Below are 24,863 nucleotides of genomic sequence, written 5' to 3' on the forward strand. Positions count from 1 at the left end.
AGCAAGATGCGTAAAGCAGTAACCGCCTTCGCCCTCAGCCTGCTGGCGACCCAAGCCGTAGTGGCTGGCGAAACCACCAACAATGCCATCGGCGGTGGCCTCGGTGGCGTCCTGGGCAACGTTGTCGGCAACGCCGTCGGCGGCAGCACCGGTGCAGCCATTGGCGCAGGCCTGGGTGGCGCGGCAGGTAGCGCCGTCACCGCAAGGAAAGGCAACAAGACCGAAGCCGCCATCGGCGGCGGCCTGGGTGCTGCAGGCGGTTCGGTGGCCGGTCGCGCGCTGGGCGGTTCCACCGGTTCCACCATCGGCGCAGGCCTGGGCGGTGCAGCTGGCGGTGCAATCGCCACCGAGCTGACCAAGGACGATCACGATGGTCATCGCAAGCACCGCAAGCATCGCCACTGATCTGGCACCTATGAAAAAGCCCGCTCAATCGAGCGGGCTTTTTTGTGGGCGGCTGTCAGCCGATCTGCGCGGCGCGCGCATCAATCACGTCGCCGCTGGCCATGCAGGCGGCCGCGGTGAAGAGCACATCGGTGGAGGAGTTCAGGGCGGTTTCGGCCGCATCCTGGAGGATGCCGATGATGAAGCCCACGGCGACCACCTGCATGGCCACTTCGCTCGGGATACCGAACAGGCTGCACGCCAGCGGGATCAGCAGCAGCGAACCACCGGCCACGCCGGAGGCGCCGCAGGCACAGATGGAGGCCACCACGCTGAGCAGGATGGCGGTGGGGATGTCCACCTGGATACCGAGGGTGGTCACCGCTGCCAGCGTCAGCACGGTGATGGTGATCGCGGCACCGGCCATGTTGATAGTGGCCCCCAGCGGGATGGACACCGAGTAGGTGTCTTCGTGCAGGCCGAGCTTCTCTGCCAGTTGCAGATTCACCGGAATGTTGGCCGCAGAGCTGCGGGTGAAGAAGGCGGTGATACCACTTTCTCGCAGGCAGGTCAGCACCAGCGGGTAGGGGTTGCGGCGGATCTTGGCGAACACGATCAGCGGGTTCACCACGAAGGCCACGAAGAGCATGCAGCCCAGCAGGACAGCCAGCAGATGGGCGTAGTCCGCCAACACGCCGATGCCGTTCTCCGCCAGGGTGGAAGCCACCAGGCCGAAGATGCCCAGCGGGGCGAAGCTGATCACTACGCGGACGATCAGCGATACGCCGTGGGACAGGTCGCTGAACACGTTGCGGGTGGTTTCGCTGCCCTGGCGGATAGCGATGCCCAGCCCCACGGCCCAGACCAGGATGCCGATGAAATTGGCTTCCATCAGCGCGGTCACCGGGTTGGCGACGGCACTGCCCAGCAGGCTCAACAGCACCTCCGAGATATTGCCGGGCGGAGCCAGGTCGGCAGCACCAGTAGACAGGGTGATGGTGGACGGGAACAGGCTGGAAGCCAGCACCGCCACTACCGCAGCGGAGAAGGTACCGATCAGGTAGAGGAACAGGATCGGCCGGATATGGGTACGCTCACCCGGCTTGTGGTTGGCGATGGCCGCTATCACCAGGACGAATACGAGCACCGGCGCGACGGCCTTCAGGGCCATGACGAAGAGCTTGCCGAGCAGGCCGACGGCGCTGGCGTATTCGGGCGAGGTCAGAGCAAGGGCGATGCCGGCGATCAGGCCGATGATGATCCGGGTTACCAGGCTGGTGCGTTTCAAGCGTTGCAGGATGGAGCCGTTTGCGTGGGTCATGGCAGGTACCGCTGAACGTTCGGGCCGCACGACGAGCCGGCCCCGAGTGGAAATTGAACCCCGATAACGCCCCGCCCTGACTGCCGCAGATCAAGCGGAAAAGAAAGAGCCGCGCCGCGTGGTGTTCACCTCGCAGCCGGTCGGGACGATTCGGGTTTGGCGCGCATTGTGCGGATTCGCGCCGCGAATGGGTAGAGCAGACAGACGGTCGGGCCGGCGGATGTCGCTATTTCAGCCGTTTCGGGTCGACAGGGTGAAAGTTGTCCACAGGCGCCGCAACGGTCGATGGGACAACCTGTAGGAGCGAATTCATTCGCGAAGGGGCCTCCCAGAGACCGATGCGCAGCCCTGCGGACTGCGTCGCGAATGAATTCGCTCCCACAACATGGGTTGAGCGTCAGCCCTCCACCACCAGCTCTGCCAATGCCGCGCGCAATGCCTCCGGAATCGGCACTGGCCGGTTGCTTTCGCGGTCAACGAACACATGCACGAAGCGCCCGGCCGCACAGGCATCGATCTCGCACTGCTTGAAGATCGCCAGTTCGTATTGCACCGAACTGTTGCCGAGCTTGCCCACCCTCAGTCCGACTTCGATGCGGTCAGGGAAGGCGATGGAGGCGAAGTAGTCGCAGGACGAACTGACCACGAAACCCACCACGTTGCCGTCGTGGATATCCAGGCCGCCCTGCTCGATCAGGTAGGTGTTTACGGCGCTGTCGAAGTAGCCGTAATAGACCACGTTGTTCACATGGCCGTAGATGTCGTTGTCATGCCAGCGCGTGGTGATGGGCTGGAAGTGGCGGTAGTCGCCGCGCAGGTGCTGGGGTTGGCTCATGGGGTTCCTTGGCTTCGATTGGGGGTGGCCGAGGGTGGAAATCGTAGGGGGATCACGCTCCACCGATCCACCCTTGGACTGACCGGCCGGCTCAATAGGCCGCTTGGTAAATGGCCAGCGCATCCCGCTCGTTGACCTCGCGGGGATTATTCACCAGCAGACGCTGTTGCAACATGGCATCGCTGGCCAGCTTGTCCAACATGTCCTGCGGCACGCCGGCTTCTCGCAAGCGAGTCGGCAGGCCGCTGCGGGCGCTGAAATCGGCCAGCTCGACGATCAACTGCTCAGTCAGGCTGGTGTCACTGCCAGGCCGAAGCTTGTGCCCGAGCACCAGGGGCGCCAGTTCGGCATACAGCGGCGCCGCCACTTCGGCGTTGAAGCCCAGCACATGAGGCAGCACCAGCGCATTGGACAAGCCATGGGGGATGTGGAAGTGCCCACCCAGCGGATAGGCCAGCGCATGCACGGCCGCCACCGGGGCATTGGCGAACGCCTGGCCAGCCAGGCAGGCGCCCAGCAGCATGGCCTGGCGTGCCTCGCGGTTGTGGCCGTCAAGGATCACGGCGTCGAGGTTGCCGGCCAGCAGGTGCAGCGCCTCGCGCGCCAGCAGGTCGGACAGCGGGTTCTTCTTCACCTTGCTGGTGTAGGCCTCGATGGCATGGACCATCGCGTCGATACCGGTGGCCGCCGTCACTGCCGCCGGCAGGCCAAGGGTCAGGTCCGCGTCCAGCAGCGCCAGGTCGGGCAGCAGTAGCGGCGACACCACGCCCATCTTGGAGGTTTCGCCGGTGGTGACGATGGCAATCGGTGTCACCTCGGAGCCGGTGCCGGCGGTGGTTGGCACCTGCAACAGCGGCAGGCGCCGACCCCGCGCATTGCCCACGCCATAGATCTCCGCCAGCCCCTGGCGGCAGTCCGGGTGCGCCAGCAGCGCCACCAGCTTGGCCACGTCCATGGAGCTGCCACCCCCGAAGCCCACGATCAGCTCGGCGCCCAGCGCCCGCGCGAGTTCCACTGCCTCCAGCACGATCGCTTCGGGTGGATCGGCCTGGACCCGGTCGTAGACCGCGACGGTCAGGCCATCGGCGACGAAACCGGGGAGGACCTCATCGAGCAGGCCGAAACGGGTAATACCCGGGTCGGTGACCAACAACACGCGATGAGCGCCGCGCTCGCGGCAGAGCTCGGCCAGGCGCACGGCCGAGCCGGATTCGCAGAGAATCTGCGCGGTAGTGGCGAAGCTGAAGGGCTGCATCGTGGCGTCCTCCTTTGTTGTGTGCACGCGCCGCGGTCGTGCGGCGCGCAGGGTGGTGCCCTCAGAACGCGAAATGCGCCTCGGGCAGCGCCATCAGGCAATCGGCGCCGCCGAGCAAAGCCTCGCGGTGGCTGCTGGCACGCGGCAGCACGCGGCGCAGGTAGAAGCGCGCGCTGTGCAGCTTGGCCTGGTAGAAGCCCACTTCCGAACTGCCGGCTTCCAGGGCGTCCTGGGCACGCGACGCAGCCTGCAACCAGAAACCCGCCAGCAACACATAGGCCGAGTACTGGAGAAAATCCACCGAAGCAGCACCGATTTCCTCGGGGTTTTCCCGCACCCGGTCCAGCAGCGTGGCCGTCAGGGCACGCCATTCCTGCAGTCGCGCAAGCACCGCACCGGCCAGCTCGGCCAGTTCGGCGCGTCCGACCTGGGCATCGGCCAGGGCCGCGAACTCATCCTGCAAGACGGCTAGTTCGGCACCGCCGTCGCCCATCAGCTTGCGGCGGATCAGGTCGAGCGCCTGGATGCCGTTGGTGCCCTCATAGATCTGTGTGATGCGGCTGTCGCGCATCAGCTGCTCCATGCCCCATTCACGAATGAAGCCGTGACCGCCGTAGACCTGCACGCCGAGGCTGGCCACTTCCTGGCCCATGTCGGTGAGGAAGGCCTTGACGATGGGAATCAGCAGCGCCGCGCGACGAGCAGCGCCCTTGCGCTCGACGGCATCCGGATGGCGGTGTTCCAGGTCCAGCTGGCACGCGCAGTAGGCGGCCAGCATGCGGCTGCCTTCCACCAGGGTTTTCTGGGTCAGCAGCATGCGCCGCACATCGGGGTGATGGATGATTGGATCGGCCGCCTTGTCCGGCGCCGCCGGGCCACTCAGGGCGCGCGACTGCAGCCGCTCGCGGGCATAGGCCAGGGCGCCCTGGAACGCCTGCTCGCCGATGCCGAGCCCTTGCAGGCCGACCTGGAAGCGCGCGTCGTTCATCATGGTGAACATGCAGGCCAGGCCCTGGTTGGCCTCACCGATCAGCCAGCCAATAGCGCCATCGAAGTTCATCACGCAGGTGGCGGCGCCCTTGATGCCCATCTTGTGTTCGATGGCGCTGCAACCCAGGGCGTTCTTCGCGCCCGGCGTGCCATCGGGGTTGGCGATGAACTTGGGTACCAGCAGCAGGCTGATGCCTTTCACGCCGGCCGGGGCGTCCGGCAAGCGCGCCAGCACCAGATGGACGATGTTCTCGGACAGGTCCTGCTCACCGCCGCTGATGAAAATCTTGCTGCCGCTGACCTTGTAGCTGCCATCGGCCTGGGGCTCGGCGCGGGCGCGCAGCAGGGCCAGGTCGGTGCCCGCCTGCGGCTCGGTGAGGCACATGGTGCCGGCCCACTGGCCGCTCACCAGCTTGCCGAGGTAGGCCTGCCGGAGCGCGTCGCTGCCATGCTTGTGCAGCGCCACTACCGCGCCCTCGGTGAGGCCTGAATAAACACGAAAGGACAGGCTGGCGCCCATCAGCATCTCGTGGAAGTTGCAGGCGACCATCTGCGGGAAGCCCTGGCCACCGAACTCCTGTGGACCGGTCATGCTTGCCCAGCCGTTGTCGCAATACTGTCGATACGCTTCGCGGAAGCCCTTGGGCGTGGTCACCGCGCCCTGCTCCAGGGTCACGCCTTGTTCATCGCTGTTACGGTTCAGCGGCGAAACCACTTCGCCCGCAAAACGCGCGCCTTCTTCCAGCACGCCGTCGATCAATTCGCGATCCAGACCGTTGGCCAGCAGCTCGCAGTGAGCGGAAACGTCGAAGAGTTCGTGGAGCACAAAGCGCATGTCGCGCAGAGGTGCCTTGTAAGCCATGGTTAGGCCTCCTGTTGGAAATCGGCGAAGTGGCGCTCGGACTCGGCCAGGCGGCGGGTCAGCGCCGCCGGCTGCCAGTGGGCGCCGAAGAGTTCGGTAAGGGTGTTCAGGCGCGCGTGGATCGACGCCAGCCCCTGGCCGTCAGCCCATCCTTGTCGGCCGGGAAGCCGTAGCCATTGAGGTAAACGGTGTCGATATCGGCGCTGGAGGCCGCGATGCCTTCTTCGAGAATCTTCGCCCCCTCGTTCACCAGGGCCAGCAAGCAGCGCTCGAGGATTTCCTCGGGACCGATGTCCCGACGACGGAAGCCGAGATGCGCGGACACCTCCAGCACCAACGCGTCCACTTCCGGATCGTGCTCGGCCTGGCGGCTGCCTTCGGCGTAGCGGTAGTAGCCCATGTGTGCCTTCTGGCCGAAGCGGCCCAATGCGCAGAGGCGGTTGTCCACCTGCACGGCCGGGTCGTCCTGGCCCTTGCCGGCCAGTTCGCGGGCACGCCATTCCAGGTCGATGCCGACCACGTCGTACATGCGGAACGGGCCCATGGCGAAACCGAAGCCCTGCAACGCGCTGTCCACCTGATGCGGATAAGCGCCTTCCAGCAGCATCATCCGCGCCTCGCGCACATAGGTATGGAGCATGCGGTTGCCAATGAAGCCCTTGCAGTTGCCAGCCACCACGCTGACCTTGCCCATGCGTTGGCCCAGGGCCAGGGCAGCGTCCAGTACGGCGGGGGCGGTGCGGGCGCCCCGGACGATTTCCAGCAGCTTCATGATGTGGGCCGGGCTGAAGAAGTGCAGGCCCAGGACCTGCTGCGGGCGCCTGGTGACGGCGGCGATGGCGTCGATATCCAGGGCAGAGGTGTTGCTGGCCAGGATGGCCGCCGGCTTCAGGCGGGCGTCCAGTTCGCGGAAGATGAATTGCTTGAGTTCGAGGTTTTCAAAGACCGCCTCAATCACCAGATCGACCTCGGCAAGATCGTCGTAGGCGCCAACCGATTGGATTCGCGCAATGCGCTCGGCAGCCTGGGCTTCGCTGATGCGGCCCTGGCGCACGTTGTGGGCATAGGTGTCAGCGACCACGCCCTGGGCCTGCTCGAGCATCTGCGGATTGTTATCCAGCCAAAGGACGTCGAGGCCAGCGCTGGCCAGGCTCATGACGATGCCGCGGCCCATGGTGCCGGCGCCGATCACAGCGGCCCGCTGGATGTTGAATGCGTTCTGGGTCATGGGTGGCCCTCTTGTTGTTCTGATGGGAAGTCGAAATCGCCAATCACCTTAAGGAAGCCGCTACTATTTTTGAAATTTAGTCTTGTGATAGATGGCATTCCTCCGGTGAATATTTCCAACTTCGACCTCAACCTCCTGCGCGTGCTGGACGCCTTGCTGCGCGAACGCAACGTCTCGCGGGCGGCGGAACGTCTCTCCCTTAGCCAACCAGCGGTGAGCAACGCACTCAACCGGTTGCGTGAGCTGCTCGGGGATCCCTTGCTGGTGCGCGTGGGCCGCGCGATGCAGCCGACACCACGGGCGCTGGCCCTGGAAACCCCGATTCGTGCCGCGCTCAAGCAGATCGAGCAGAGCCTGGTCGTCGGCGAAGGCTTCGACCCGGCGCGTAGCCGCCAGCGCTTCACCATCGCCGTGACCGACTATGTGGAGCTGATCTGCATGCCGCGCCTGTTGCAGCAGCTGGCAGAGGAGGCACCGGGGGTGAAGATCGCCATCCGCCATCTCTCGCCGAGCCTGCCCGCCGCCGCGCTGGACCAAGGCGAACTGGACCTGGTGCTGGGCCGCTTCGAAAGCATTCCCGCGCGCTTCGCCAGCCGCCGCTGGATGAGCGAGACGCTGCGCCTGGTGGCCCGCCGCGACCATCCGCAGATGCAGGAAGCGCCCGACCTGTCGGGTTTTCTCAGGCTACGCCACCTCTGGGTACACGGTGGCCAGACCAAAGGCATGGTCGATCAATGGCTGGGGGAGCAAGGACTGGCACGGGACATCGTCTACACCACACCCAACTACCTGCAGGCGGCGCATATCGTCGCCAGTACCGACCTCACCGTGGTGCTGCCGGCGCGGCTGGCCCAGCACTTCGCCAGCCTCATGCCCCTGCAGGTTCAGCCCCTGCCCTTCGCCCTCGGCCCCTTCCACCTGGATCTGGTGAGCGTGGCCCAGCGTGAGGAAGACGAAGCCTTGCAGTGGCTGATCGAGCGGTTGATGGCCATCGGGCGGATATGAGGGGCTTGAGTAGGGTGCGCTGCGCGCACCGGAAGACCTGCTCGGGGACTGCGGTGCGCGCAGCACACCCTACAAATCGATCTCGCAGAAATGAAAACGCCGCCGCTGCGTGAGCAGCGGCGGCGTTCATTTTCAGTGGCCCGGCGGCGCAATCAGAACTGGTTGCGGATCACCGCTTCGTCAAACGCCAGCTTGCCGATGCGCGGCCGGGCAGCGACGGCCTGCTTGCCCACGACCACCATCAGGCCGATGGCGTGGTTTTCCGGCAGGCGGATCAGGTCAGCCACGGCGTCGAAATCGAAGCCGTCCATGGGGCAGGTATCCAGGCCCTTGCCACGGGCAGCGAGCATCAGGGTCTGGGCGACCAGGCCGCAGCTGCGCATCACTTCATCACGCTGCACCTGGGGCTTGCCGCGGTAGTAGGTGTCGATGGCGCCGGACATGAAGTCCTGCACCGGCTGCGGGGCTTCGGCCCAGACGCGGGCGGCGTCCTTTTCCCAGGCATCCAGGCGGGCGCAGACCAGCACCAGCATGGACGCCTCGGTCACCTGGGCCTGGTCCCAGGCCACATCGCGAATGCGCTGGCGCAGGGCCGGGTCGCTGACTTCCACCAGGCGCACGTGCTGCAGGTTGAAGGCGGTGGGCGCGAGCAGGGCCAGTTGCAGCAACTCGTCCTTCTCTTCGCGGCTCAGGCTGTGGTTGGTGTCATAGGCCTTGATGGCGCGGCGGCTGCGGATGGCTTCATCAATGTGCACGTGAGGCTCCTGGGTGGCGAAATTGAAAGGGCGCCATCCTAAGCAGCCGAGGCACCGCCTACCAACTCTGATTAACGATGCATGCGATCGAAAAATCAGGATGACCTGGCAAGTCTCACCCCATCTGGCGGCTGACCCAGTCGCGCACCTCGGCGTAGGGATAGGCTTCAAGGGCGGCAAAGCCGGGCAGGCTGCGAGCCTTGAGCCGGGTGAAGAGCGGCGCCGTGATGCCACACAGCAGGCGAGTGAGGCATTCGACGCCGGGTCGCTCGCCCTTCAACTCTTCGTATCGACGCATGAAGGCCCCGCACAACGCCTGGAAGTCCTGCCCCTCCAGCGGTGGCAGCGCCGGCGGTGCAGGCAGCCTGGCGATCCGCCCCTGGCAAACCGAGCAATGGCCGCAATGCTCGGGTACCGCCAGGTCGCCAAAGTAGTGGGCCAGCCGTGCGCTGAGGCAGTGTTCACTGGCGAACAGCGCCAGCATCGCCTGGATACGAGCGATTTCGCTGCGCTCCTGCTGGCGGAAGTAGCCGTGCAGCTCGGCGGCCAGCGCAGCGGGCTCGAAATCGGGCTTGAGCACCGCGTAGACCTCGGTCATCTGCTTGCTTTCCAGCTCGATCCAGCCGCGCTCCTGGAAGTAGTCCAGGGCCTTCACCACGCGGCTGCGCTCGGCGCTGTGATCACGATAGAGCCGGTCGAAATCCACCGTGCACCAGGTGCGCGCGCGGGTGGACGTCTGCACCAGGGCTTCGACGAACTGGCGACGCTCGCCCTCGAACTGCCGTACCAGGGCATCAGGCTCCTGCAGGTACTTGAAACGGTACTCGGCGAAGTAGGCGAACAGTGGCGCGATGATCTCGCGCAGCTCCAGTTGCACCAGCAGGGTTTTCAACGGCAACTGGCGAATATTGCTCTGGTCCGAGAGCGCACCGAGCATCAGCTCCCAACGGTCGCCCGACGCCCCCGAGGCCTTCAGTTCCTCCAGCACCTGCCGGATACCGGCCAGCTCCGGGGTATCGCCGTAGACGAAGTTTTCCAGCACGTTGAGGCTGTCGCGATTGGCCAGCACCAGGCAGTCCGACGGCTTGCCGTCGCGTCCGGCGCGACCGATTTCCTGGCTGTAGTTCTCCACCGATTTGGGCAGGTCGTAGTGCACCACCTGGCGGATGTCGCTTTTGTCGATGCCCATGCCGAAGGCAATGGTGGCGACCATCACGTTGACCTGCCCGGCCATGAACCGGCGCTGCAGGGCCTCACGTTCTTCAGTGGGCATGCCGGCATGGTAGGCACTGGCGGCAACGCCCCTTTCAGTGAGGTGCCGGGCAACCTCTTCGGCGGTTTTCTGCAGGGTCACGTAGACGATGGCCGGCTGCCCGGTGCGGGCGCCCAGCCAATCCGCCAGCCGCTCCAGCTTGCGCGCTCCAGCCACCGGTTCCACCAGCAGGTTGAGGTTGGGGCGGTAGAAGCCGGTGGTGATGACATCGGCATCGGCGATGGCGAACTTGCGCTGCATGTCGGCGATCACCGTCGGCGTCGCCGTGGCGGTCAGCAACAACACCTGGGGAATGCCGAACTGGTGCTGGTACTCGGGCAGCTTGAGGTAGTCGGGGCGGAAGTTGTGGCCCCACTCGGAAATGCAGTGGGCCTCGTCCACCACCAGCAGGGAAATCGGCACCTGCTGGATGAAGCTGCGAAAGCGTTCGTTCTTCAGGCGCTCCACGGAGATCATCAGGATCTTCAGCTCCCCGGATCGGGCCCGCGCCATGACCTCGGCCACCGCTTCGCGGCTTTGCGCCGAATCGATGCTGGCGGCGGCGATGCCATGGCGATGGAGGAAGGCCAACTGGTCCTGCATCAGCGCCAGCAGCGGCGATACCACCAGGGTCAGGTGCGGCAGGTGCAGCGCCGGCAACTGGTAGCAGAGGGACTTGCCGGAGCCTGTGGGGAAGATGGCGGCAGCCGAGCGGCCGGCCAGCACGGCAGAAATGGCGGCTTCCTGGCCGGGGCGAAAACTGTCGTAACCGAACACCTTGGCGAGGCTGGTTGCGGGCATGGGGATCACTCCTTTGATGGGACATTGATCATGGACCGCGATGAACCTGACAGGGTCCTGAATCCGGGTATGACGTTTCGCAGTCGTCGGGAGCGGCCGGGGCTCGTCGGAAATGAAAAAGCCGCCAGGAGGCGGCTTCTTCAACGCGGTGCGGCTTAGAGCTGCGGGCCGGCGTTCTTGATGGCGTCGGAGACGTCGAACTTCTTGAAGTTCTCGACGAACTGCTTGGCCAGGGCCTTGGCAGCTTCGTCGTAGGCAGCCTTGTCAGCCCAGGTATTGCGAGGGTTGAGCAGGTTGGTCTCGACGCCCGGAACGGCCTTCGGCACGTCCAGGTTGATGGTGTCCAGGTGCTCGGTCTCTGCGCCGATCAGGGCACCGCTCTGGATGGCCGCGATCACGCCACGGGTGGTCGGGATGTTGAAGCGCTTGCCGACGCCATAGCCACCACCGGTCCAGCCGGTGTTGACCAGGTACACCTTGGAGCCGAAGCCCTGGATGCGCTTGATCAGCAGCTCAGCGTACTCGCCGGCCGGGCGCGGGAAGAACGGCGCGCCGAAGCAGGTGGAGAAGGTGGACTTGATGCCGCCGCCGGAACCCATTTCGGTGGAACCGACCAGCGCAGTGTAGCCGGACAGGAAATGGTAGGCAGCCTGCTCGTTGTTCAGGATGGAAACGGGCGGCAGCACACCGGTCAGGTCGCAGGTCAGGAAGATCACTGCGTTCGGCTCACCGGCACGGTTGGCCTCGACGCGCTTCTCTACCAGGTGCAGCGGGTAGGCGGCACGGGTGTTCTGGGTCAGGCTGTCATCGCTGTAGTCGGGCAGGCGGGTTTCCGGGTTCAGCACCACGTTTTCCAGCACGGCGCCGAACTGGATGGCTTTCCAGATCACTGGCTCGTTCTTCGCGGAGAGGTCGATGCACTTGGCGTAGCAGCCGCCTTCCACGTTGAACACGGTACCGACGCCCCAGCCGTGCTCGTCGTCGCCAATCAGGTAGCGGCTTTCGTCAGCGGACAGGGTGGTCTTGCCGGTGCCGGACAGGCCGAAGAACAGGGTCACGTCGCCCTCTTCGCCCACGTTGGCCGCGCAGTGCATCGGCAGCACGTCTTTTTCCGGCAGCAGGAAGTTCTGCACGGAGAACATGGCCTTCTTCATCTCACCGGCGTAGCGCATGCCAGCGATCAGGACTTTCTTGGCGGCGAAGTTGAGGATCACGCAACCATCGGAGTTGGTGCCATCACGCTCCGGCTCGCAGACGAAGTTCGGCGCGTTGAGGATCTGCCACTCCTGGCGGGACTGCGGGTTGTACTGTTCCGGGTTGATGAACAGGCAACGGCCAAACAGGTTGTGCCAGGCGGTCTCGGTGGTCATCTTGACGGCCAGGTAGTGCTCAGGATCAGCACCGACGTGCACATGGGAGACGAAACGCTCACGTTCGGTCACATAAGTTTCAACGCGGGCCCACAGCGCATCGAACTTGTCCGCCGGGAAGGGGCGATTGATGTTGCCCCAGGCGATCTTGGCGTCGGTGCTCGGCTCTTGAACGATGAAACGATCTGCCGGAGAACGACCGGTGCGGTGACCGGTTTTCACTACCAACGAACCGTTGGCGGCCAGTTCACCCTCGCCACGGCGAATGGCCTCTTCGACCAGTTGCGCGGCGCTGATATCGGTGTACACGGCGTTATTGGCTTGCGTCATGTGGTTCCCCGTCGGCGAAAGGCCGAGTCCTCCAAACGATTTGTAGTGGGTATTGCGACCCCCTACCGCGAAAAAAGTGCGCGCGATTATGCCAGAAAAGCCCGCATTGGGTAGAAACCTCCTGTCAGCCGGGCATATTCCTGACCGATAATCGCACTCCGGTCACGCAGCGACCCTGCGGGCATACTACATCTTTATCAGTGACGTGTTTCCGACGGCACGGCGCTGCCGCCACCGGCGAACAGCTGGGCGATGTCCGCCGCGTCGAAGCTGTAGCGCTGGTTGCAGAACTGGCAGTCGATCACGACGGTGCCGCTGCTTTCCTGCAGCAGGGCTTCGGCGTCGTCCTTGCCCAGGCTCACCAGTGCGTTGGCCGAACGCTGGCGCGAACAGCTGCAGCGGAAATGGATGATCTGCGGGTCGAACAGGCGGACCGCTTCTTCATGGTAGAGGCGGTGCAGCACGGTTTCGTTGTCCAGGCCCAGCAACTCTTCAGTCGTCAGGGTATCGGCCAGGGTAGTCAGGTGCTGCCAGTTGGCGTCACGGGCCTCGGGGTCCTTCAGACGGTCGGCCGGCAGGGCCTGGAGCAGCAGGCCACGGGCATTGCGACCATCGGCGTTGAGCCAGAACCGGGTGGGCAACTGCTGGGAGTTGTCGAAGTAGCCGGAGAGGCACTCGGCCAGGGTGGCGCCTTCGAGGGCGACGATGCCTTGGTAGCGCTGCCCCTGTTTCGGGTCCACGGTCAGCGTCAGCGAGCCTTCGGGCATCAGGTCGCGAAGCCCGGCGTCGGGCGTGACCTGGCTGGCGTGGTAACGGGCGATGCCGCGCACTTCGCGATCACTGGAGCACTCCACCATCAGCAGCGGAACCGCGCCGGACGAGCGCGCCTGCAGTACCAGCAGGCCATCAAACTTGAGGGTGCCGACCAGCAGGGAAGCGGCGGCAAGCATTTCACCGAGCAGTTGGGCGACCGGTTCCGGGTACGGGTGCTTGGCCAGGACGTGGGCGTAGCTCTCGCCGAGGGAAACCAGTTCGCCGCGCACGTCGGTGTCGTCGAACAGAAAACGTTGGGTGAAATCGGACATGCCGGACTCGCTGCATTTGGGCCAATTTGGCCGAAAGGCTGGCGATTTTATGCGCAAATTCGTCGGCTGACCAAGCGCCGGTTGTCTATCGCCGGCGCGGGTGTTTTCTATCGACGCGATTTAGTCATGGGCGCCGCGCAAAGAATGAATCTGCCGACGCTGCTTCTTGGTCGGTCGGCCATCGGTCTGGATGCCCAGCGCACCGGCCTTGCGCATGGCGGCGGCCTCTTCGCGCCGGGCCAGGCTTTCGCTCGTTTCCTCGTACAGCGTCTGAGCCTCGGGGGCCCCGCGACGCACGGCCGACAAGGCCCGCACCACGACCGTGCGCTCGTCGAAGCCGGCACGGATCACGTACTCATCGCCGACCCTCGGCTCCTTGGAAGGTTTGCAGCGCTCGCCGTGGTGGTGGACCTTGCCGCCCTCGATGGCTTCCTTGGCCAGGGCACGGGTCTTGTAGAAGCGCGCGGCCCAGAGCCACTTGTCGAGACGCACCTTGTCGTCGTCTTTGCTGTCTTTCTCTCGCATGACTCGTTTCCATTGCCCGGGATGCCTCATTTGCCAGCCCGGTCTAAGCTCAGCCAGGGTCCAGGTGCAGTTGTCACATGGGCCCACTAGAATGCGCCAACTTTACCGGAAAGCCTGCATTGAAGACTTTCGACCATCTCTCCGTGATCGGACTCCGTGAGTGGATCGCCCTGCCGGAACTTGGCATGGTCGGCCTGCGCGCGAAGATCGATACCGGCGCCAGCACCTCCACCCTGCATGCCAGCGACATCGTGCCCTTCCAGAAGCACGGCGAGCGCTGGGTCAGGTTCACCGCGCACCTTGGCACCCTGGTGCAGCGGCGTCACCGTTGTGAGGCGCAGGTGGTTTCGGTAAAGACGATAAGAAGCTCCAACGGCCAGGCACAGACCCGCTATGTCATCCGCACCCTGCTCGCGCTGGGTGACCGGGCCTGGCCCATCGAGTTCACCCTGGCCTGCCGCAAGACCATGCGCTATCGCGTGCTACTGGGCTCCAAGGCCCTGGTGCAGGCGCAGCTGGTGGTCAATCCGGCCCTCACCTACGTTCAGGAAAAACCGACTCTCTCCCTTCCGGGTGCCCAATGAAAATCGCCGTGTTATCGCGCAATCCGCGCCTGTATTCGACTCGCCGCCTGGTAGAAGCCGGCCAGCAGCGTGGTCATGAGATGGTGGTGATCGACACCCTGCGCGCCTATATGAACATCGCCAGCCACAAGCCGCAGATCCACTATCGCGGCCAGCCGCTGGAAGGCTTCGATGCCGTGATCCCGCGCATCGGAGCTTCGGTCACTTTCTATGGCTGCGCCGTACTGCGCCAGTTCGAAATGATGGGGGTATTCCCGCTCAACGAGTCCGTGGCCATCAGCCGCTCGCGGGACAAGCTGCGCTCGTTGCAGCTGCTCTCGCGCAAGGGAATCGGCCTGCCGGTGACGGGCTTCGCACACTCCCCGGACGACATTCCCGACCTGATCCGCATGGTCAACGGCGCCCCGCTGGTGATCAAGGTGCTGGAAGGCACACAGGGCATAGGCGTGGTGCTCTGCGAGACGGAGAAAGCCGCCGAATCGGTGATCGAGGCCTTCATGGGCCTGAAACAGAACATCATGGTGCAGGAGTACATTCGCGAGGCGGGTGGCGCCGACATCCGCTGCTTCGTGGTGGGCGACAAGGTGATCGCCTCGATGAAGCGCCAGGCCAAGCCTGGCGAGTTCCGTTCCAACCTGCATCGCGGCGGCAGCGCCAGCCTGATCAAGATCACCCCGGAAGAACGCATGACCGCCATCCGCGCCGCCAAGGTCATGGGCCTGTCGGTCGCGGGGGTGGACATCCTGCGTTCCAATCATGGGCCACTGGTGATGGAGGTGAATTCCTCCCCCGGTCTGGAAGGCATCGAGACCACCACCGGCAAGGACGTGGCCGAGATCATCATCGAACACCTGGAAAAGTACGCCTGCCCCAACTCCACCCGCACCAAAGGCAAGGGGTGAGCCGGGCCGGGGATGAACCTGGGCAGCGGAGCAACGACAGGGATGTCTGCTGCGGGTTTGAGCTTTAGCATGCGCTGTTCCAGCTCTCCTCTGTGGGAGCGAATTCATTCGCGAATGAATTCGCTCCCACAGAAAAGCAGCGCCGCCCTACAAGCTGCGCTCCACCACCTGCCGCCCCTCCCGCTCACGTATCCAGCGCCGGAAACTCTCTTCTTCCAGCGGCTGGCTGAAGTGATAGCCCTGCCCCAGCTCGCAACCGCGCTGGCGCAGCATGGACAGCTGCTCTTCGCTTTCGATGCCTTCGGCGATGCACTCCAGCCCCAGGTTGCGTCCGATAGCCAGGATGGTTTCCACCAGGGCCAGGTCGCTGGCGTCGCTGGCGAGCCCATCGACAAAGCTGCGGTCGATTTTCAGTCGGTCCAGCGGCAGGCGCTTGAGATAAGCCAGGGATGAGTAGCCGGTACCGAAGTCGTCGATGGCAAAGCGCACGCCCAACGCCTTGAGCGCCTGCATGGCACTGATGCACTGTTCGACTTCCTCCAGCAGGCTGCCTTCGGTGATTTCCAGCTCCAGGCGCCCGGCCGGTACGCCATGCCGTTGCAGGGCATTGCTGATGCGTTCGACGAAGCCGGGCTTGCGCAGCTCGCGGGGGCTGACATTGATGGCCAGCACCAGCCAGGGCAACTCGGCCTGCCAGTTCGCCAGGCAATCGCAGGCACGTTCGAGCATCCAATCGGACAGCTCGAGGATCAACCCGGTCTCTTCCGCCAGCGGAATGAACTGCGACGGCGGTACCTCGCCGCGTGTGGGATGGCGCCAGCGCATCAGCGCCTCGGCGCCCAGCACTCGGCCATCGGACAGGGCCAGCTGTGGCTGGAACTCGAGGCTCAACTGACCGCGATCGATGGCCTGACGCAGCTCGCTTTGCAGTTGCAGGCGCTGATCGATGGCCGCCTGCATTTCCGGGGCGAAGAAATGCAACGCGTTACGTCCTGACTGCTTGGCCCGATACATGGCGGTATCCGCCTGCTTGAGCACGTCGGCGGCGCCTTGCTCGATGAAAGGATGCAGGGCAATGCCGATGCTGGCGCTGACCACCAACTCGTGCTCACCGATGATGTAACTGCCGTGCAGGCTCTGCAGCAGCTTGTCGCCCACCTCGGCGGCCAGCTTGCCGGCTTGCTCCGGGGAATCGGCCAGCGCCTCCAGCAGCACTACGAACTCGTCGCCACCCAGGCGCGCCAGGGTGTCTTCGTTACGCAGGCAACCGGCCAGACGCGCGGTCACCTCCCTGAGCAGGGCATCGCCCACCGGGTGGCCAAGGCTGTCGTTGACGGTCTTGAAGTGGTCCAGATCGATGAACAGCAAAGCGCCGAAACGTTCTTCACGCTGCTCGCGGGCCATGGCGTGTTGCAGGCGATCGAGCAACAAACGCCGGTTAGGCAGGCCGGTCAGTTCATCGCTGTAGGCCAACCGCTCGATCTCACGCTGGTAACGCTGGCGTTCGGAGATGTCGGTGACGCTCAGGCGGATCAATGGCCGGCCTTCGCCGGGCAAGCGCACCAAACGAATCTCGCAGGGGCGTACCCGCCCGCTCACATCGCGCATCAGCCAGTCAAAGGTGGGCGTATCGCCCTTGAGCGCCGCCCGCGTGTGAGCCTTCGCCAGCTCCCGTGACGGGCGGCCATCGGCCTGCAGGGGCGGACTGAAACTGGTGGGCATAAGGCCCTGCAACCGCTCGCGGGGCAGGCCGAACAGGCGCGCCGCGTTCTCGTTGGCTTCGACGATGCCGTGCTGTGGGTCGAACACCAGGATGGCTTCCGGCGCGTGCTCCACCAGAGTGCGATAGCGCGCCTCGGCTTCCCGCCGGGCGCTGATGTCTTCCACCAGTGCCAGGAGCGCATAGAGCTGGCCATCGAGATCCCGCACTCCACGCACATTGACCCGTGTATGGACAGTGCCGCCGGAGCCACGCATGAAACGCTTGTCCAGCTCGTAGCCGTCGCGTACACCCCTGCGCACCTCGTCCAGCAGGGCTTCCTCGGCAGCACGGTCTTCGAGGACGGTCATGCCCATCCAGTCGATACCCCGCAGCTGGTCACGGGAGCGGCCAAGGATGCTGCAAAGCTTGTAGTTGACCTCCTCCCAGCGCTGGTCAGGCGTGCACAGGGCCATCCCGATCAGCGGCGCCTCAAAGAACAGGTGCAGATGCTTGTCGCGCTCGTGCTGCAGGCGTTCCGCGCGCTTCTGGCTGGTCAGGTCGAGCATGGCGCCATAGATACGGATCACCTGGTCGCCATCATGCTCGGCCAATCCCTTGATCCTCAGCCAGCGCGGGGTGCCCCGCGCGCTCTGCATGCGCAGCTCCACATCGAAGGGTTCGGCGCTGCGCAGGCATTGCTCCAGGGTGTCTTCCAGCAGGGCGCGGCTGGCCGGGTCGAAGAAGCTCAGCATCTGGCCAAGGCTGGGGGCGCCGGCACCGGGTTCCATTTCATAGATGCGGAAGCTTCCCTCGCTCCAGGCCATCTTCAGGGTGGTGATGTCCAGCACCCAGCTGCCGATGTCGGCGATGGCTTCGGTCTGGTTCAGCAGGTGGGTCTGGCGCAGTAGTTCGTCGCGGCGGGTGTCCAGTTCTTCGGAAAGCATCTCGCGATTGCTGACGTCGTGCTGCAGCGCAACGAAGTGGCTGATGCCCAAGGCGTCGCGCATGGGCGCCACGGTAATTTCGTTCCAGAACAGGCTGCCATCCTTGCGGTAGTTGCGCAGCACCAGGTGGCACTGTTCGCCGCGCTGCAGTGCATCCTGCAGGCGCGGAAGCTCGGATTGGTTGCGGTCGTGGTGGAGCAGGAAGCGCCAGTGGTTGCCCAGGGCCTCCTCACGGGAATAGCCGCTCATCTGCTCGAAGGCGGGGTTGCAGTAGATCAGCGGCTGGTCAGGCCGGCGCGCGTCGACGATGGTCACGCCCAGAGGGCTCGCCTGCAGGGCCAGGTTGGTCAGCGCCAGCTCTTGCTGCATCGCGTCCCGGCGCCCCAGCGCAAGGCGCAGGTCGCTGAGGCTGCGCCCCACCAGCAGGGCGGACATCATCAGCAACAGCACGCTGAAGTAGAGCTCGACGCCCCCTTGCGGATCGGCCGAATGCGCGACGCGATCCAGGTGTCGCAATGTCGGCAGGGCCAGTACGGTCAGCGCCGTGAGGCCAGCACCGCAAAGCGCGCCGGGAAAGCCCCATACCAGCGCCAGGCTGAGCATCATCAGGCCGATGGGCGGCAGCGTCAGGATCAACGGAACTACGGTCAACAGCCAGGGAATGAGCAACGCCAGCGCCAGCAGCAACGGCCAGGGCGGCAGGCGGTGCAGGGTTTCCGGCAGCGCCTCCACCGGCTCGGGCACCCAACCCCGGCTGCTGAACAGCGGCGTCAGGTAGGTCAGCAACGGCAGGCTCACGGCAAGAGTGGTCAGGCAGGCGCCGGGCCAGACCAGCAGCGCGGAGTTGCCCCAACTGTCCCGGATCGGGTTGCCGCTCAGCATCAGCGCCGCCTGCTCGCCATAGACCAGCAGGCTGACCGGAAACAGCACACCGTAGAGCATGAAACGCAGCAACTCGGGAAAGTCCCGAAGGTCGGCATGGCAACCGGCGCGCCGGAGCACCCACCAGCCAAGGGCGACGCTGAGTGTTTCCGGCAGGGCGTAGATCGGCGCCCAGTGCCAGTCCAGACTCATGAGCGGCACGCTGAGCAGGGCATTGAAGTAGATGGCGGGAAGCACTCGCGCGCCCCACCAGAGACAGAACACCAGACCAAGGGCGAACGGCAGATACCCGACGGCGAGCCCACTTGACGCCTGGGTCGAAAGGGATACCCAGGTAGCCACATGCAGCAGCGGCAGAGGCAACCACCAGGTCCATTGGGGCAGTCGGAAGGGAGCAGCTGGCATACTGACCTCATGTCGGTGCGCAAGCTGAGGATAGCCCAGCACCGCCCTAGCGTACGCTGAAAACATAGCCTCCCGGCATCACCGCCGATGGCAGGTATGAATCCAGGACCGAAGGGATTTCAGGGACAAAAGCGCCCAACAGCAGGGCGCTTACGGTATCCCGTTCCGTACGAAAAGGAGCCGAGCAAAGGTCAGGCTAGGAAGAAATCGGCGAAGACGCGGAGTTAACGACTGTTAATGAGCAGTCTGAGCCGATTTCTGACAACGCATGGCCGAAGCGAAGGCCCTTTTCGTAGGAACCTACACCGCGTCGCGGGGGAGCATGAGCCCCAACGGCAGGCAGACGCGCGCTTCCAGCCCACCACCCGAGCGGTTGCGCAGCTCGACGCTACCACCATGCTGGGCGGCGATGCGCTTGACGATGGCGAGGCCCAGACCGGTGCCCTTGCCGCCACGGGCACGATCACCGCGGATGAAGGGGTTGAAGATGTCCTGCAGCTCCGAGGGGTCGATGCCGGCGCCACGGTCAAGCACACTCAGGACCACGTAGGGCGCCGCATTATCGCCGGCCAGGAAAGCCGCCACTTCGACGCCGTTTCCGCCATATCGCAACGCGTTCTCGATCAGGTTCACCAGGAGGCGTTTGATGGACACCCGGCGCAGCGGGAATGGCGGCAGGGGTTCCAGGCACAGGCGCACCTGCTCGTCCTGCTGGTTGTAGGGCGCCACGACTTCCTGCACCAGTTCGCCGAGGTCCAGTTCTTCCACCCGCTCGTCACGGCCGTCGCGAATGAAGGCGAGGAACTGGTCGAGGATGGCATCCATGTCCTCGATATCACGGACCATATCGTCGGTCAGCTCGGAGTCGTTGCTCATCAGTTCCAGGGACAGGCGCAGGCGCGTCAGCGGGGTGCGCAGGTCATGGGAGACGCCCGCCAGCATCAACTCACGTTCGCGGGCACCACGCTCGACGTCTTCGGCCATCTGGTTGAAGGCGCGGTACACCTCAGCCATCTCGCTCGGGGTGTCGCTTACCGGCAGCCGCACGCTGCGCCCCTGGCCGACCTGACGGGCCGCGAAAACCAGGCGTTTGAGCGGCGCGTTGAGCTGGCGCACGAAGATCCAGGCAGCAGCGGTGGAGAGCAGGCCGATGCCGAGGAACCAGCCGAGCACGCTCCAGATGCGCTGGCCGCGCAGGGGGTGTGGATAAAGCGGGATGCGCACCCAGTCCGGGCCCAGCTCCGGCGCATGGACCCAGAGTGCCGGCGGGCTCTGCGCACGCAGGCGCACCTCGGTGCCGGGCCCGAGTTCGGCCTGCATCTGGCGCTCGAAAATCTCACTGTAGGGCCAATGCTGCTCGCTGGCCGGCACGGCATCGCGCGTGACCCGCTTGAGGCCGGCGGCCTTGGCCAGGTCATGGCGCTCTTCTTCGCTCGCGGCCCAATAGGCGCGCAGGGTCAGCGCCGCACCATGGCTGTACTGGCGATCCACCAGCACGTCCTCGTTCATCATCAGGTAAACGAGGGTCAGCGCCTTGGAGAACAGCACGACGATGAGCACCAGCCAGAGGGTGCGCGAGAAGAAGCTCTGCGGGAACCAGTAGGGGGTACGCATCACCGCCCTGGGTTGCCCGGCGGCGGGCACTCCCGCCGCACGTTCACTTGTTGCCATCGGGTACGAACACGTAGCCGACGCCCCAGACGGTCTGGATATAGCGTGGCTTGGATGGGTCGGGCTCGATCAGCCGGCGCAGGCGGGAAATCTGCACGTCGATGGAACGTTCCAGGGCGTCCCACTCGCGGCCACGGGCCAGGTTCATCAGTTTGTCGCGGGTCAGCGGCTCGCGCGCGTGTTGAACCAGCGCCTTGAGCACGGCGAACTCACCCGTGGTGAGCATCTGCACGTCGTCGCCTTTCTTCAGCTCGCGGGTAGCCAGGGACAGCTCGTACTCGCCGAAGCTGACGCTCTCGTCCTCGCTGGCCGGGGCACCCGGCACCTGGGGTGTCTGACGGCGCAGCACGGCCTTGATCCGCGCCAGCAGCTCGCGAGGGTTGAAGGGTTTGGCCAGGTAGTCGTCAGCGCCCAGCTCCAGCCCCTGGATGCGGCTGGTCTCATCGCCCTTGGCGGTGAGCATGATGATCGGCACCTGATTGTTGGAGGCGCGCAGGCGGCGGCAGGCGGACAAACCGTCTTCGCCGGGCAGCATCAGGTCCAGCACCACCAGGCTGAACAGTTCGCGAGCCAGCAGGCGGTCCATCTGCTCGACGTTTTCCACTGCACGCACGCGGTAGCCCTGCTCGTCGAGGAAACGCTCAAGAAGGCGCCGCAGACGGGCGTCGTCGTCGACTATGAGGATCTTTTCGCCTTCAGCGGTCGGGTTGCTGCTCATGTTTTCTCCTGTTTACAAGCCGCGCATTATCGCCTGCTACCGACGCGCGGCGGCTTGCCCATTGTTAGCAGATTTTTCCCCGAACGGTTCCCTACCCTTTGAAACTCGGTGTTTATAATGCGGCGCCTTTCATCACCGGCGAGCCCTGGCTCGCCGGTCTGTTATTCCGCGGTAGCCGCCGTGGCACGGCCCCGGCTGCCGCCCATGCAGGTGTTTTCAATGGATAGCATCAACAACCGCATCGCTGAAGAACTGGGCGTGCGCCCGCAACAGGTTACCGCCGCCGTGGCGCTGCTGGACGAGGGTTCCACCGTCCCCTTCATCGCCCGCTACCGGAAAGAAGTTACCGGCAGCCTCGACGACACCCAGCTGCGTAACCTGGAAGAGCGCTTGCGCTACCTGCGCGAAATGGAAGACCGCCGCGCCGCGATCCTCTCCAGCATCACCGAGCAAGGCAAGCTGACCCCGGAGCTGGAGCGCGAGATCAAGCTGGCCGACACCAAGACCCGCCTCGAAGACCTCTACCTCCCCTATAAGCAGAAGCGCCGCACCAAGGGCCAGATCGCCCTGGAAGCCGGCCTTGGTGAGCTGGCCGACGCACTGTTCGCCGACCCGGGCCTGGCTCCGGAAACCGAAGCCGAGCGCTTCATCGACGCCGAAAAAGGCTTCGCCGACGTCAAGGCCGTGCTCGAAGGCGCCAAGTACATCCTCATGGAGCGCTTCGCCGAAGACGCCACCCTGCTCGCCAGCCTGCGTGGCTTCCTCAAGGACAACGCCACCCTCAGCGCCCGCCTGGTGGCCGGCAAGGAGCAGGAAGGCGCCAAGTTCAGCGACTACTTCGAGCATGACGAGAACCTCAAGGGCGTGCCCTCGCACCGCGCCCTGGCGATCTTCCGTGGCCGCAACGAAGGCGTGCTGAGCATTGCCCTGAAAGTCGGCGAAGAGCTGCCGGGCACGATGCACCCGTGCGAGGTGATGATCGGCGAGCGTTTCGGCATCCAGAACCAGGGCCGCGCCGCCGACAAGTGGCTGGCCGAAGTGGTGCGCTGGACCTGGAAGGTCAAGCTCTACACCCACCTGGAAACCGACCTGCTGGGCGAACTGCGCGAAGCCGCCGAGAGCGAGGCGATCAACGTCTTCGCCCGCAACCTGCACGACCTGCTGCTGGCCGCCCCGGCCGGCCCGCGCGCCACCCTGGGCCTGGACCCGGGCCTGCGCACCGGCTGCAAGGTGGCGGTGGTCGATGCCACCGGCAAGCTGCTGGATACTGCGACCGTCTACCCGCACGTACCGCACAACAAATGGGACGAGACCCTGGCCATCCTCGGCAAGCTCTGCGCCAAGCACAGCGTCGACCTGATCGCGATTGGCAACGGCACCGCCAGCCGTGAGACCGACAAGCTCGCTATCGAACTGATCAAGAAATACCCCGCGCTGAAGATGACCAAGATCATGGTCAGCGAGGCCGGTGCTTCGGTGTACTCCGCCTCCGAGCTGGCGGCCAGGGAGTTCCCCGAGCTCGATGTTTCCCTGCGTGGCGCCGTATCGATTGCCCGCCGCCTGCAGGACCCTCTGGCCGAGCTGGTGAAGATCGACCCGAAATCCATTGGCGTCGGCCAGTACCAGCACGACGTGTCCCAGGTGCAGCTCGCGCGCAGCCTGGATGCCGTGGTCGAGGACTGCGTGAACGCCGTGGGCGTGGACGTGAACACCGCTTCCGCCGCCCTGCTGGCGCGTATCTCCGGCCTCAACGCCACCCTGGCGCAGAACATCGTCAGCTACCGTGACGCCAACGGCGCCTTCAAGACCCGCGCCGAGCTGAAGAAAGTCAGCCGCCTGGGCGAGAAAACCTTCGAGCAGGCAGCCGGCTTCCTCCGCGTGATGAACGGCGACAACCCGCTGGATGCCTCCGGGGTGCACCCGGAAACCTATCCGCTGGTGCAGCGCATCGCCGCCGATACCGGTCGCGACATCCGCTCGCTGGTCGGCGACTCCGCCTTCCTCAAACGCCTGGACCCGGCGAAGTTCACCGACGAGACCTTTGGCCTGCCCACGGTCACCGACATCCTCAAGGAACTGGACAAGCCCGGTCGCGACCCGCGTCCCGAGTTCAAGACCGCCGAATTCCAGGAAGGCGTGGAAAGCCTCAAGGACCTCACACCCGGCATGGTGCTGGAAGGCGTGGTGACCAACGTCACCAACTTCGGCGCCTTCGTCGACATCGGCGTCCACCAGGACGGCCTGGTGCACATCTCCGCGCTGTCGGAGAAGTTCGTCAAAGACCCTTACGAAGTGGTCAAGGCGGGCGACATCGTCCGCGTGAAGGTCATGGAAGTGGACATCCCGCGTAACCGCGTGGGCCTGTCGATGCGCATGAGCGACACCCCCGGCGAAAAAGTCGACGGCCCGCGCGGCGGTGCTCGCCAGGGCGGCCAGCCGCGCCAGCAGCAAAGCGCCCCGCGTCACAGTGCCCCGCCGGCCAACGGCGCCATGGCCTCCCTGTTCGCCAACGCCAAGCAGATCAAGAAGAAGTGACGATGGACTTCACCGACCAACAAACCACCAGCGCCTACAGCACGTTGCTGGGCATCGAGCCGCTGAGCCTCAGCGATGGCGTTGCCGAGGCGCGCCTGCCCATGGACGAGCACCTGCGCAACCGTGGCCAGGTGATGCATGGCGGAGCCATCTTCTCGCTGCTGGACATCACCATGGGGCTGGCCTGCACCAGCACCCATGGCTTCGACCGGCGCAGTGCCACGCTCGAATGCAAGATCAACTACCTGCGCCCGGTGGCGGAAGGCGAGGTGATCTGCAAGGCGCGGGTGCTGCATGCCGGCAAGCGCACCCTGGTGGTGGAAGCCGATGTGCTGCAAGGCGACAAACTGGTCGCCAAGGGACAAGGCACCTTCGCTCAGCTGTAACTGCAGGAAGGTGACAACGCTCTATTCTGGACGAAGCGACAACGCGAGCCGCCGGCAGGAAAGTATTTCGGCCGGCGGCCAAGTCCGCCTCTTGTAGACAGCTTGGTCCACCCCCATATTGGGGCGACCGACGCGT

The 24,863-nt window shown here is 64.9% G+C and carries 18 protein-coding genes and 1 pseudogene; 6 read left to right on the forward strand and 13 right to left on the reverse strand.

Annotated elements, in window-relative coordinates; genetic code table 11:
• Nucleotides 1–6: 6 nt before the first annotated feature.
• On the forward strand, nucleotides 7–405 hold the full coding sequence (locus tag THL1_RS27060; protein ID WP_069086122.1) for a glycine zipper domain-containing protein: 399 nt from the start codon (nucleotides 7–9) through the stop codon (nucleotides 403–405).
• 55 nt (nucleotides 406–460) lie between these two features.
• Here the strand turns inward: THL1_RS27060 and sstT are convergent, their stop codons facing one another.
• From sstT to THL1_RS27085, 5 genes and pseudogenes are all read right to left on the reverse strand, one after another.
• Nucleotides 461–1,705 (reverse strand): serine/threonine transporter SstT, encoded by a 1,245-nt coding sequence (gene sstT, locus THL1_RS27065; protein WP_069086123.1) that lies wholly within the window; start codon nucleotides 1,703–1,705, stop codon nucleotides 461–463.
• Nucleotides 1,706–2,102: 397 nt separating this feature from the next.
• Nucleotides 2,103–2,540: an acyl-CoA thioesterase gene (locus THL1_RS27070; protein ID WP_069086124.1), complete on the reverse strand. Its 438-nt coding sequence runs from the start codon at nucleotides 2,538–2,540 to the stop codon at nucleotides 2,103–2,105.
• Between the two features lie 91 nt (nucleotides 2,541–2,631).
• The gene (locus tag THL1_RS27075) at nucleotides 2,632–3,795 is read right to left on the reverse strand and encodes an iron-containing alcohol dehydrogenase (protein WP_069086125.1); all 1,164 of its coding nucleotides are present in this window, start codon (nucleotides 3,793–3,795) and stop codon (nucleotides 2,632–2,634) included.
• 61 nt (nucleotides 3,796–3,856) lie between these two features.
• Nucleotides 3,857–5,647, reverse strand: coding sequence for an acyl-CoA dehydrogenase C-terminal domain-containing protein (locus THL1_RS27080; RefSeq protein ID WP_069086126.1), 1,791 nt, complete (start codon nucleotides 5,645–5,647; stop codon nucleotides 3,857–3,859).
• Between the two features lie 2 nt (nucleotides 5,648–5,649).
• Nucleotides 5,650–6,875, reverse strand: a pseudogene (locus tag THL1_RS27085) (3-hydroxyacyl-CoA dehydrogenase NAD-binding domain-containing protein).
• Nucleotides 6,876–6,980: 105 nt separating this feature from the next.
• Here THL1_RS27085 and THL1_RS27090 point away from each other — a divergent pair.
• The gene (locus THL1_RS27090; protein WP_069086646.1) at nucleotides 6,981–7,880 is read left to right on the forward strand and encodes a LysR family transcriptional regulator; all 900 of its coding nucleotides are present in this window, start codon (nucleotides 6,981–6,983) and stop codon (nucleotides 7,878–7,880) included.
• A 152-nt stretch (nucleotides 7,881–8,032) separates the two neighbouring features.
• Here the strand turns inward: THL1_RS27090 and THL1_RS27095 are convergent, their stop codons facing one another.
• The 5 genes from THL1_RS27095 to THL1_RS27115 form a co-directional block, all read right to left on the reverse strand.
• A complete protein-coding gene (locus tag THL1_RS27095; RefSeq protein WP_069086127.1) occupies nucleotides 8,033–8,635 on the reverse strand; it encodes a nitroreductase family protein in 603 nt (200 codons plus the stop codon).
• Between the two features lie 115 nt (nucleotides 8,636–8,750).
• Nucleotides 8,751–10,688: a RecQ family ATP-dependent DNA helicase gene (locus THL1_RS27100; protein WP_069086128.1), complete on the reverse strand. Its 1,938-nt coding sequence runs from the start codon at nucleotides 10,686–10,688 to the stop codon at nucleotides 8,751–8,753.
• 155 nt (nucleotides 10,689–10,843) lie between these two features.
• Complete coding sequence (locus THL1_RS27105; protein WP_069086129.1) at nucleotides 10,844–12,388, reverse strand: phosphoenolpyruvate carboxykinase; 1,545 nt, start codon at nucleotides 12,386–12,388, stop codon at nucleotides 10,844–10,846.
• 197 nt (nucleotides 12,389–12,585) lie between these two features.
• Nucleotides 12,586–13,473 (reverse strand): Hsp33 family molecular chaperone HslO, encoded by an 888-nt coding sequence (hslO, locus tag THL1_RS27110; RefSeq protein WP_069086130.1) that lies wholly within the window; start codon nucleotides 13,471–13,473, stop codon nucleotides 12,586–12,588.
• 120 nt (nucleotides 13,474–13,593) lie between these two features.
• The gene (locus tag THL1_RS27115) at nucleotides 13,594–13,998 is read right to left on the reverse strand and encodes an RNA-binding S4 domain-containing protein (protein ID WP_069086131.1); all 405 of its coding nucleotides are present in this window, start codon (nucleotides 13,996–13,998) and stop codon (nucleotides 13,594–13,596) included.
• 119 nt (nucleotides 13,999–14,117) lie between these two features.
• Between THL1_RS27115 and THL1_RS27120 the strand changes: the two genes are divergently transcribed.
• The gene (locus THL1_RS27120; protein WP_069086132.1) at nucleotides 14,118–14,582 is read left to right on the forward strand and encodes an ATP-dependent zinc protease; all 465 of its coding nucleotides are present in this window, start codon (nucleotides 14,118–14,120) and stop codon (nucleotides 14,580–14,582) included.
• Nucleotides 14,579–15,484 (forward strand): 30S ribosomal protein S6--L-glutamate ligase, encoded by a 906-nt coding sequence (gene rimK, locus THL1_RS27125; RefSeq protein ID WP_069086133.1) that lies wholly within the window; start codon nucleotides 14,579–14,581, stop codon nucleotides 15,482–15,484. Before THL1_RS27120 ends, rimK begins: the two co-directional genes overlap by 4 nt.
• A 147-nt stretch (nucleotides 15,485–15,631) precedes the next feature.
• On the opposite strand, the gene THL1_RS27130 is transcribed toward rimK, so the two are convergent.
• The 3 genes from THL1_RS27130 to ompR all read right to left on the reverse strand — a co-directional run bounded on the left by THL1_RS27130 (nucleotide 15,632) and on the right by ompR (nucleotide 21,806).
• Nucleotides 15,632–19,417 carry a sensor domain-containing protein gene (locus THL1_RS27130; RefSeq protein ID WP_069086134.1) on the reverse strand — a complete coding sequence of 1,262 codons (3,786 nt, stop codon included), beginning with the start codon at nucleotides 19,415–19,417 and terminating at the stop codon, nucleotides 15,632–15,634.
• A gap of 300 nt (nucleotides 19,418–19,717) precedes the next feature.
• Nucleotides 19,718–21,031: an ATP-binding protein gene (locus THL1_RS27135; RefSeq protein WP_069086135.1), complete on the reverse strand. Its 1,314-nt coding sequence runs from the start codon at nucleotides 21,029–21,031 to the stop codon at nucleotides 19,718–19,720.
• Nucleotides 21,032–21,074: 43 nt separating this feature from the next.
• Nucleotides 21,075–21,806, reverse strand: coding sequence for a two-component system response regulator OmpR (gene ompR, locus THL1_RS27140; RefSeq protein ID WP_069086136.1), 732 nt, complete (start codon nucleotides 21,804–21,806; stop codon nucleotides 21,075–21,077).
• Nucleotides 21,807–22,025: 219 nt separating this feature from the next.
• Here ompR and THL1_RS27145 point away from each other — a divergent pair, with 219 nt between their 5' ends.
• A complete protein-coding gene (locus THL1_RS27145) occupies nucleotides 22,026–24,341 on the forward strand; it encodes a Tex family protein (RefSeq protein WP_069086137.1) in 2,316 nt (771 codons plus the stop codon).
• A 2-nt stretch (nucleotides 24,342–24,343) separates the two neighbouring features.
• Nucleotides 24,344–24,727 (forward strand): PaaI family thioesterase, encoded by a 384-nt coding sequence (locus THL1_RS27150; RefSeq protein ID WP_069086138.1) that lies wholly within the window; start codon nucleotides 24,344–24,346, stop codon nucleotides 24,725–24,727.
• The last annotated feature ends 136 nt before the right edge of the window (nucleotides 24,728–24,863 follow it).

The organism is Pseudomonas sp. TCU-HL1 (assembly GCF_001708505.1).
In the GTDB taxonomy this organism is placed as follows: domain Bacteria; phylum Pseudomonadota; class Gammaproteobacteria; order Pseudomonadales; family Pseudomonadaceae; genus Metapseudomonas.

Coding starts and splice junctions, on each gene's coding strand:
- THL1_RS27060 (WP_069086122.1), top strand. CDS start 7: ATGCGTAAAGCAGTAACCGCCTTCGCCCTCAGCCTGCTGGCGACCCAA.
- sstT (WP_069086123.1), bottom strand. CDS start 1,705: ATGACCCACGCAAACGGCTCCATCCTGCAACGCTTGAAACGCACCAGC.
- THL1_RS27070 (WP_069086124.1), bottom strand. CDS start 2,540: ATGAGCCAACCCCAGCACCTGCGCGGCGACTACCGCCACTTCCAGCCC.
- THL1_RS27075 (WP_069086125.1), bottom strand. CDS start 3,795: ATGCAGCCCTTCAGCTTCGCCACTACCGCGCAGATTCTCTGCGAATCC.
- THL1_RS27080 (WP_069086126.1), bottom strand. CDS start 5,647: ATGGCTTACAAGGCACCTCTGCGCGACATGCGCTTTGTGCTCCACGAA.
- THL1_RS27100 (WP_069086128.1), bottom strand. CDS start 10,688: ATGCCCGCAACCAGCCTCGCCAAGGTGTTCGGTTACGACAGTTTTCGC.
- THL1_RS27105 (WP_069086129.1), bottom strand. CDS start 12,388: ATGACGCAAGCCAATAACGCCGTGTACACCGATATCAGCGCCGCGCAA.
- hslO (WP_069086130.1), bottom strand. CDS start 13,473: ATGTCCGATTTCACCCAACGTTTTCTGTTCGACGACACCGACGTGCGC.
- THL1_RS27115 (WP_069086131.1), bottom strand. CDS start 13,998: ATGCGAGAGAAAGACAGCAAAGACGACGACAAGGTGCGTCTCGACAAG.
- rimK (WP_069086133.1), top strand. CDS start 14,579: ATGAAAATCGCCGTGTTATCGCGCAATCCGCGCCTGTATTCGACTCGC.
- THL1_RS27130 (WP_069086134.1), bottom strand. CDS start 19,417: ATGCCAGCTGCTCCCTTCCGACTGCCCCAATGGACCTGGTGGTTGCCT.
- THL1_RS27135 (WP_069086135.1), bottom strand. CDS start 21,031: ATGCGTACCCCCTACTGGTTCCCGCAGAGCTTCTTCTCGCGCACCCTC.
- ompR (WP_069086136.1), bottom strand. CDS start 21,806: ATGAGCAGCAACCCGACCGCTGAAGGCGAAAAGATCCTCATAGTCGAC.
- THL1_RS27145 (WP_069086137.1), top strand. CDS start 22,026: ATGGATAGCATCAACAACCGCATCGCTGAAGAACTGGGCGTGCGCCCG.
- THL1_RS27150 (WP_069086138.1), top strand. CDS start 24,344: ATGGACTTCACCGACCAACAAACCACCAGCGCCTACAGCACGTTGCTG.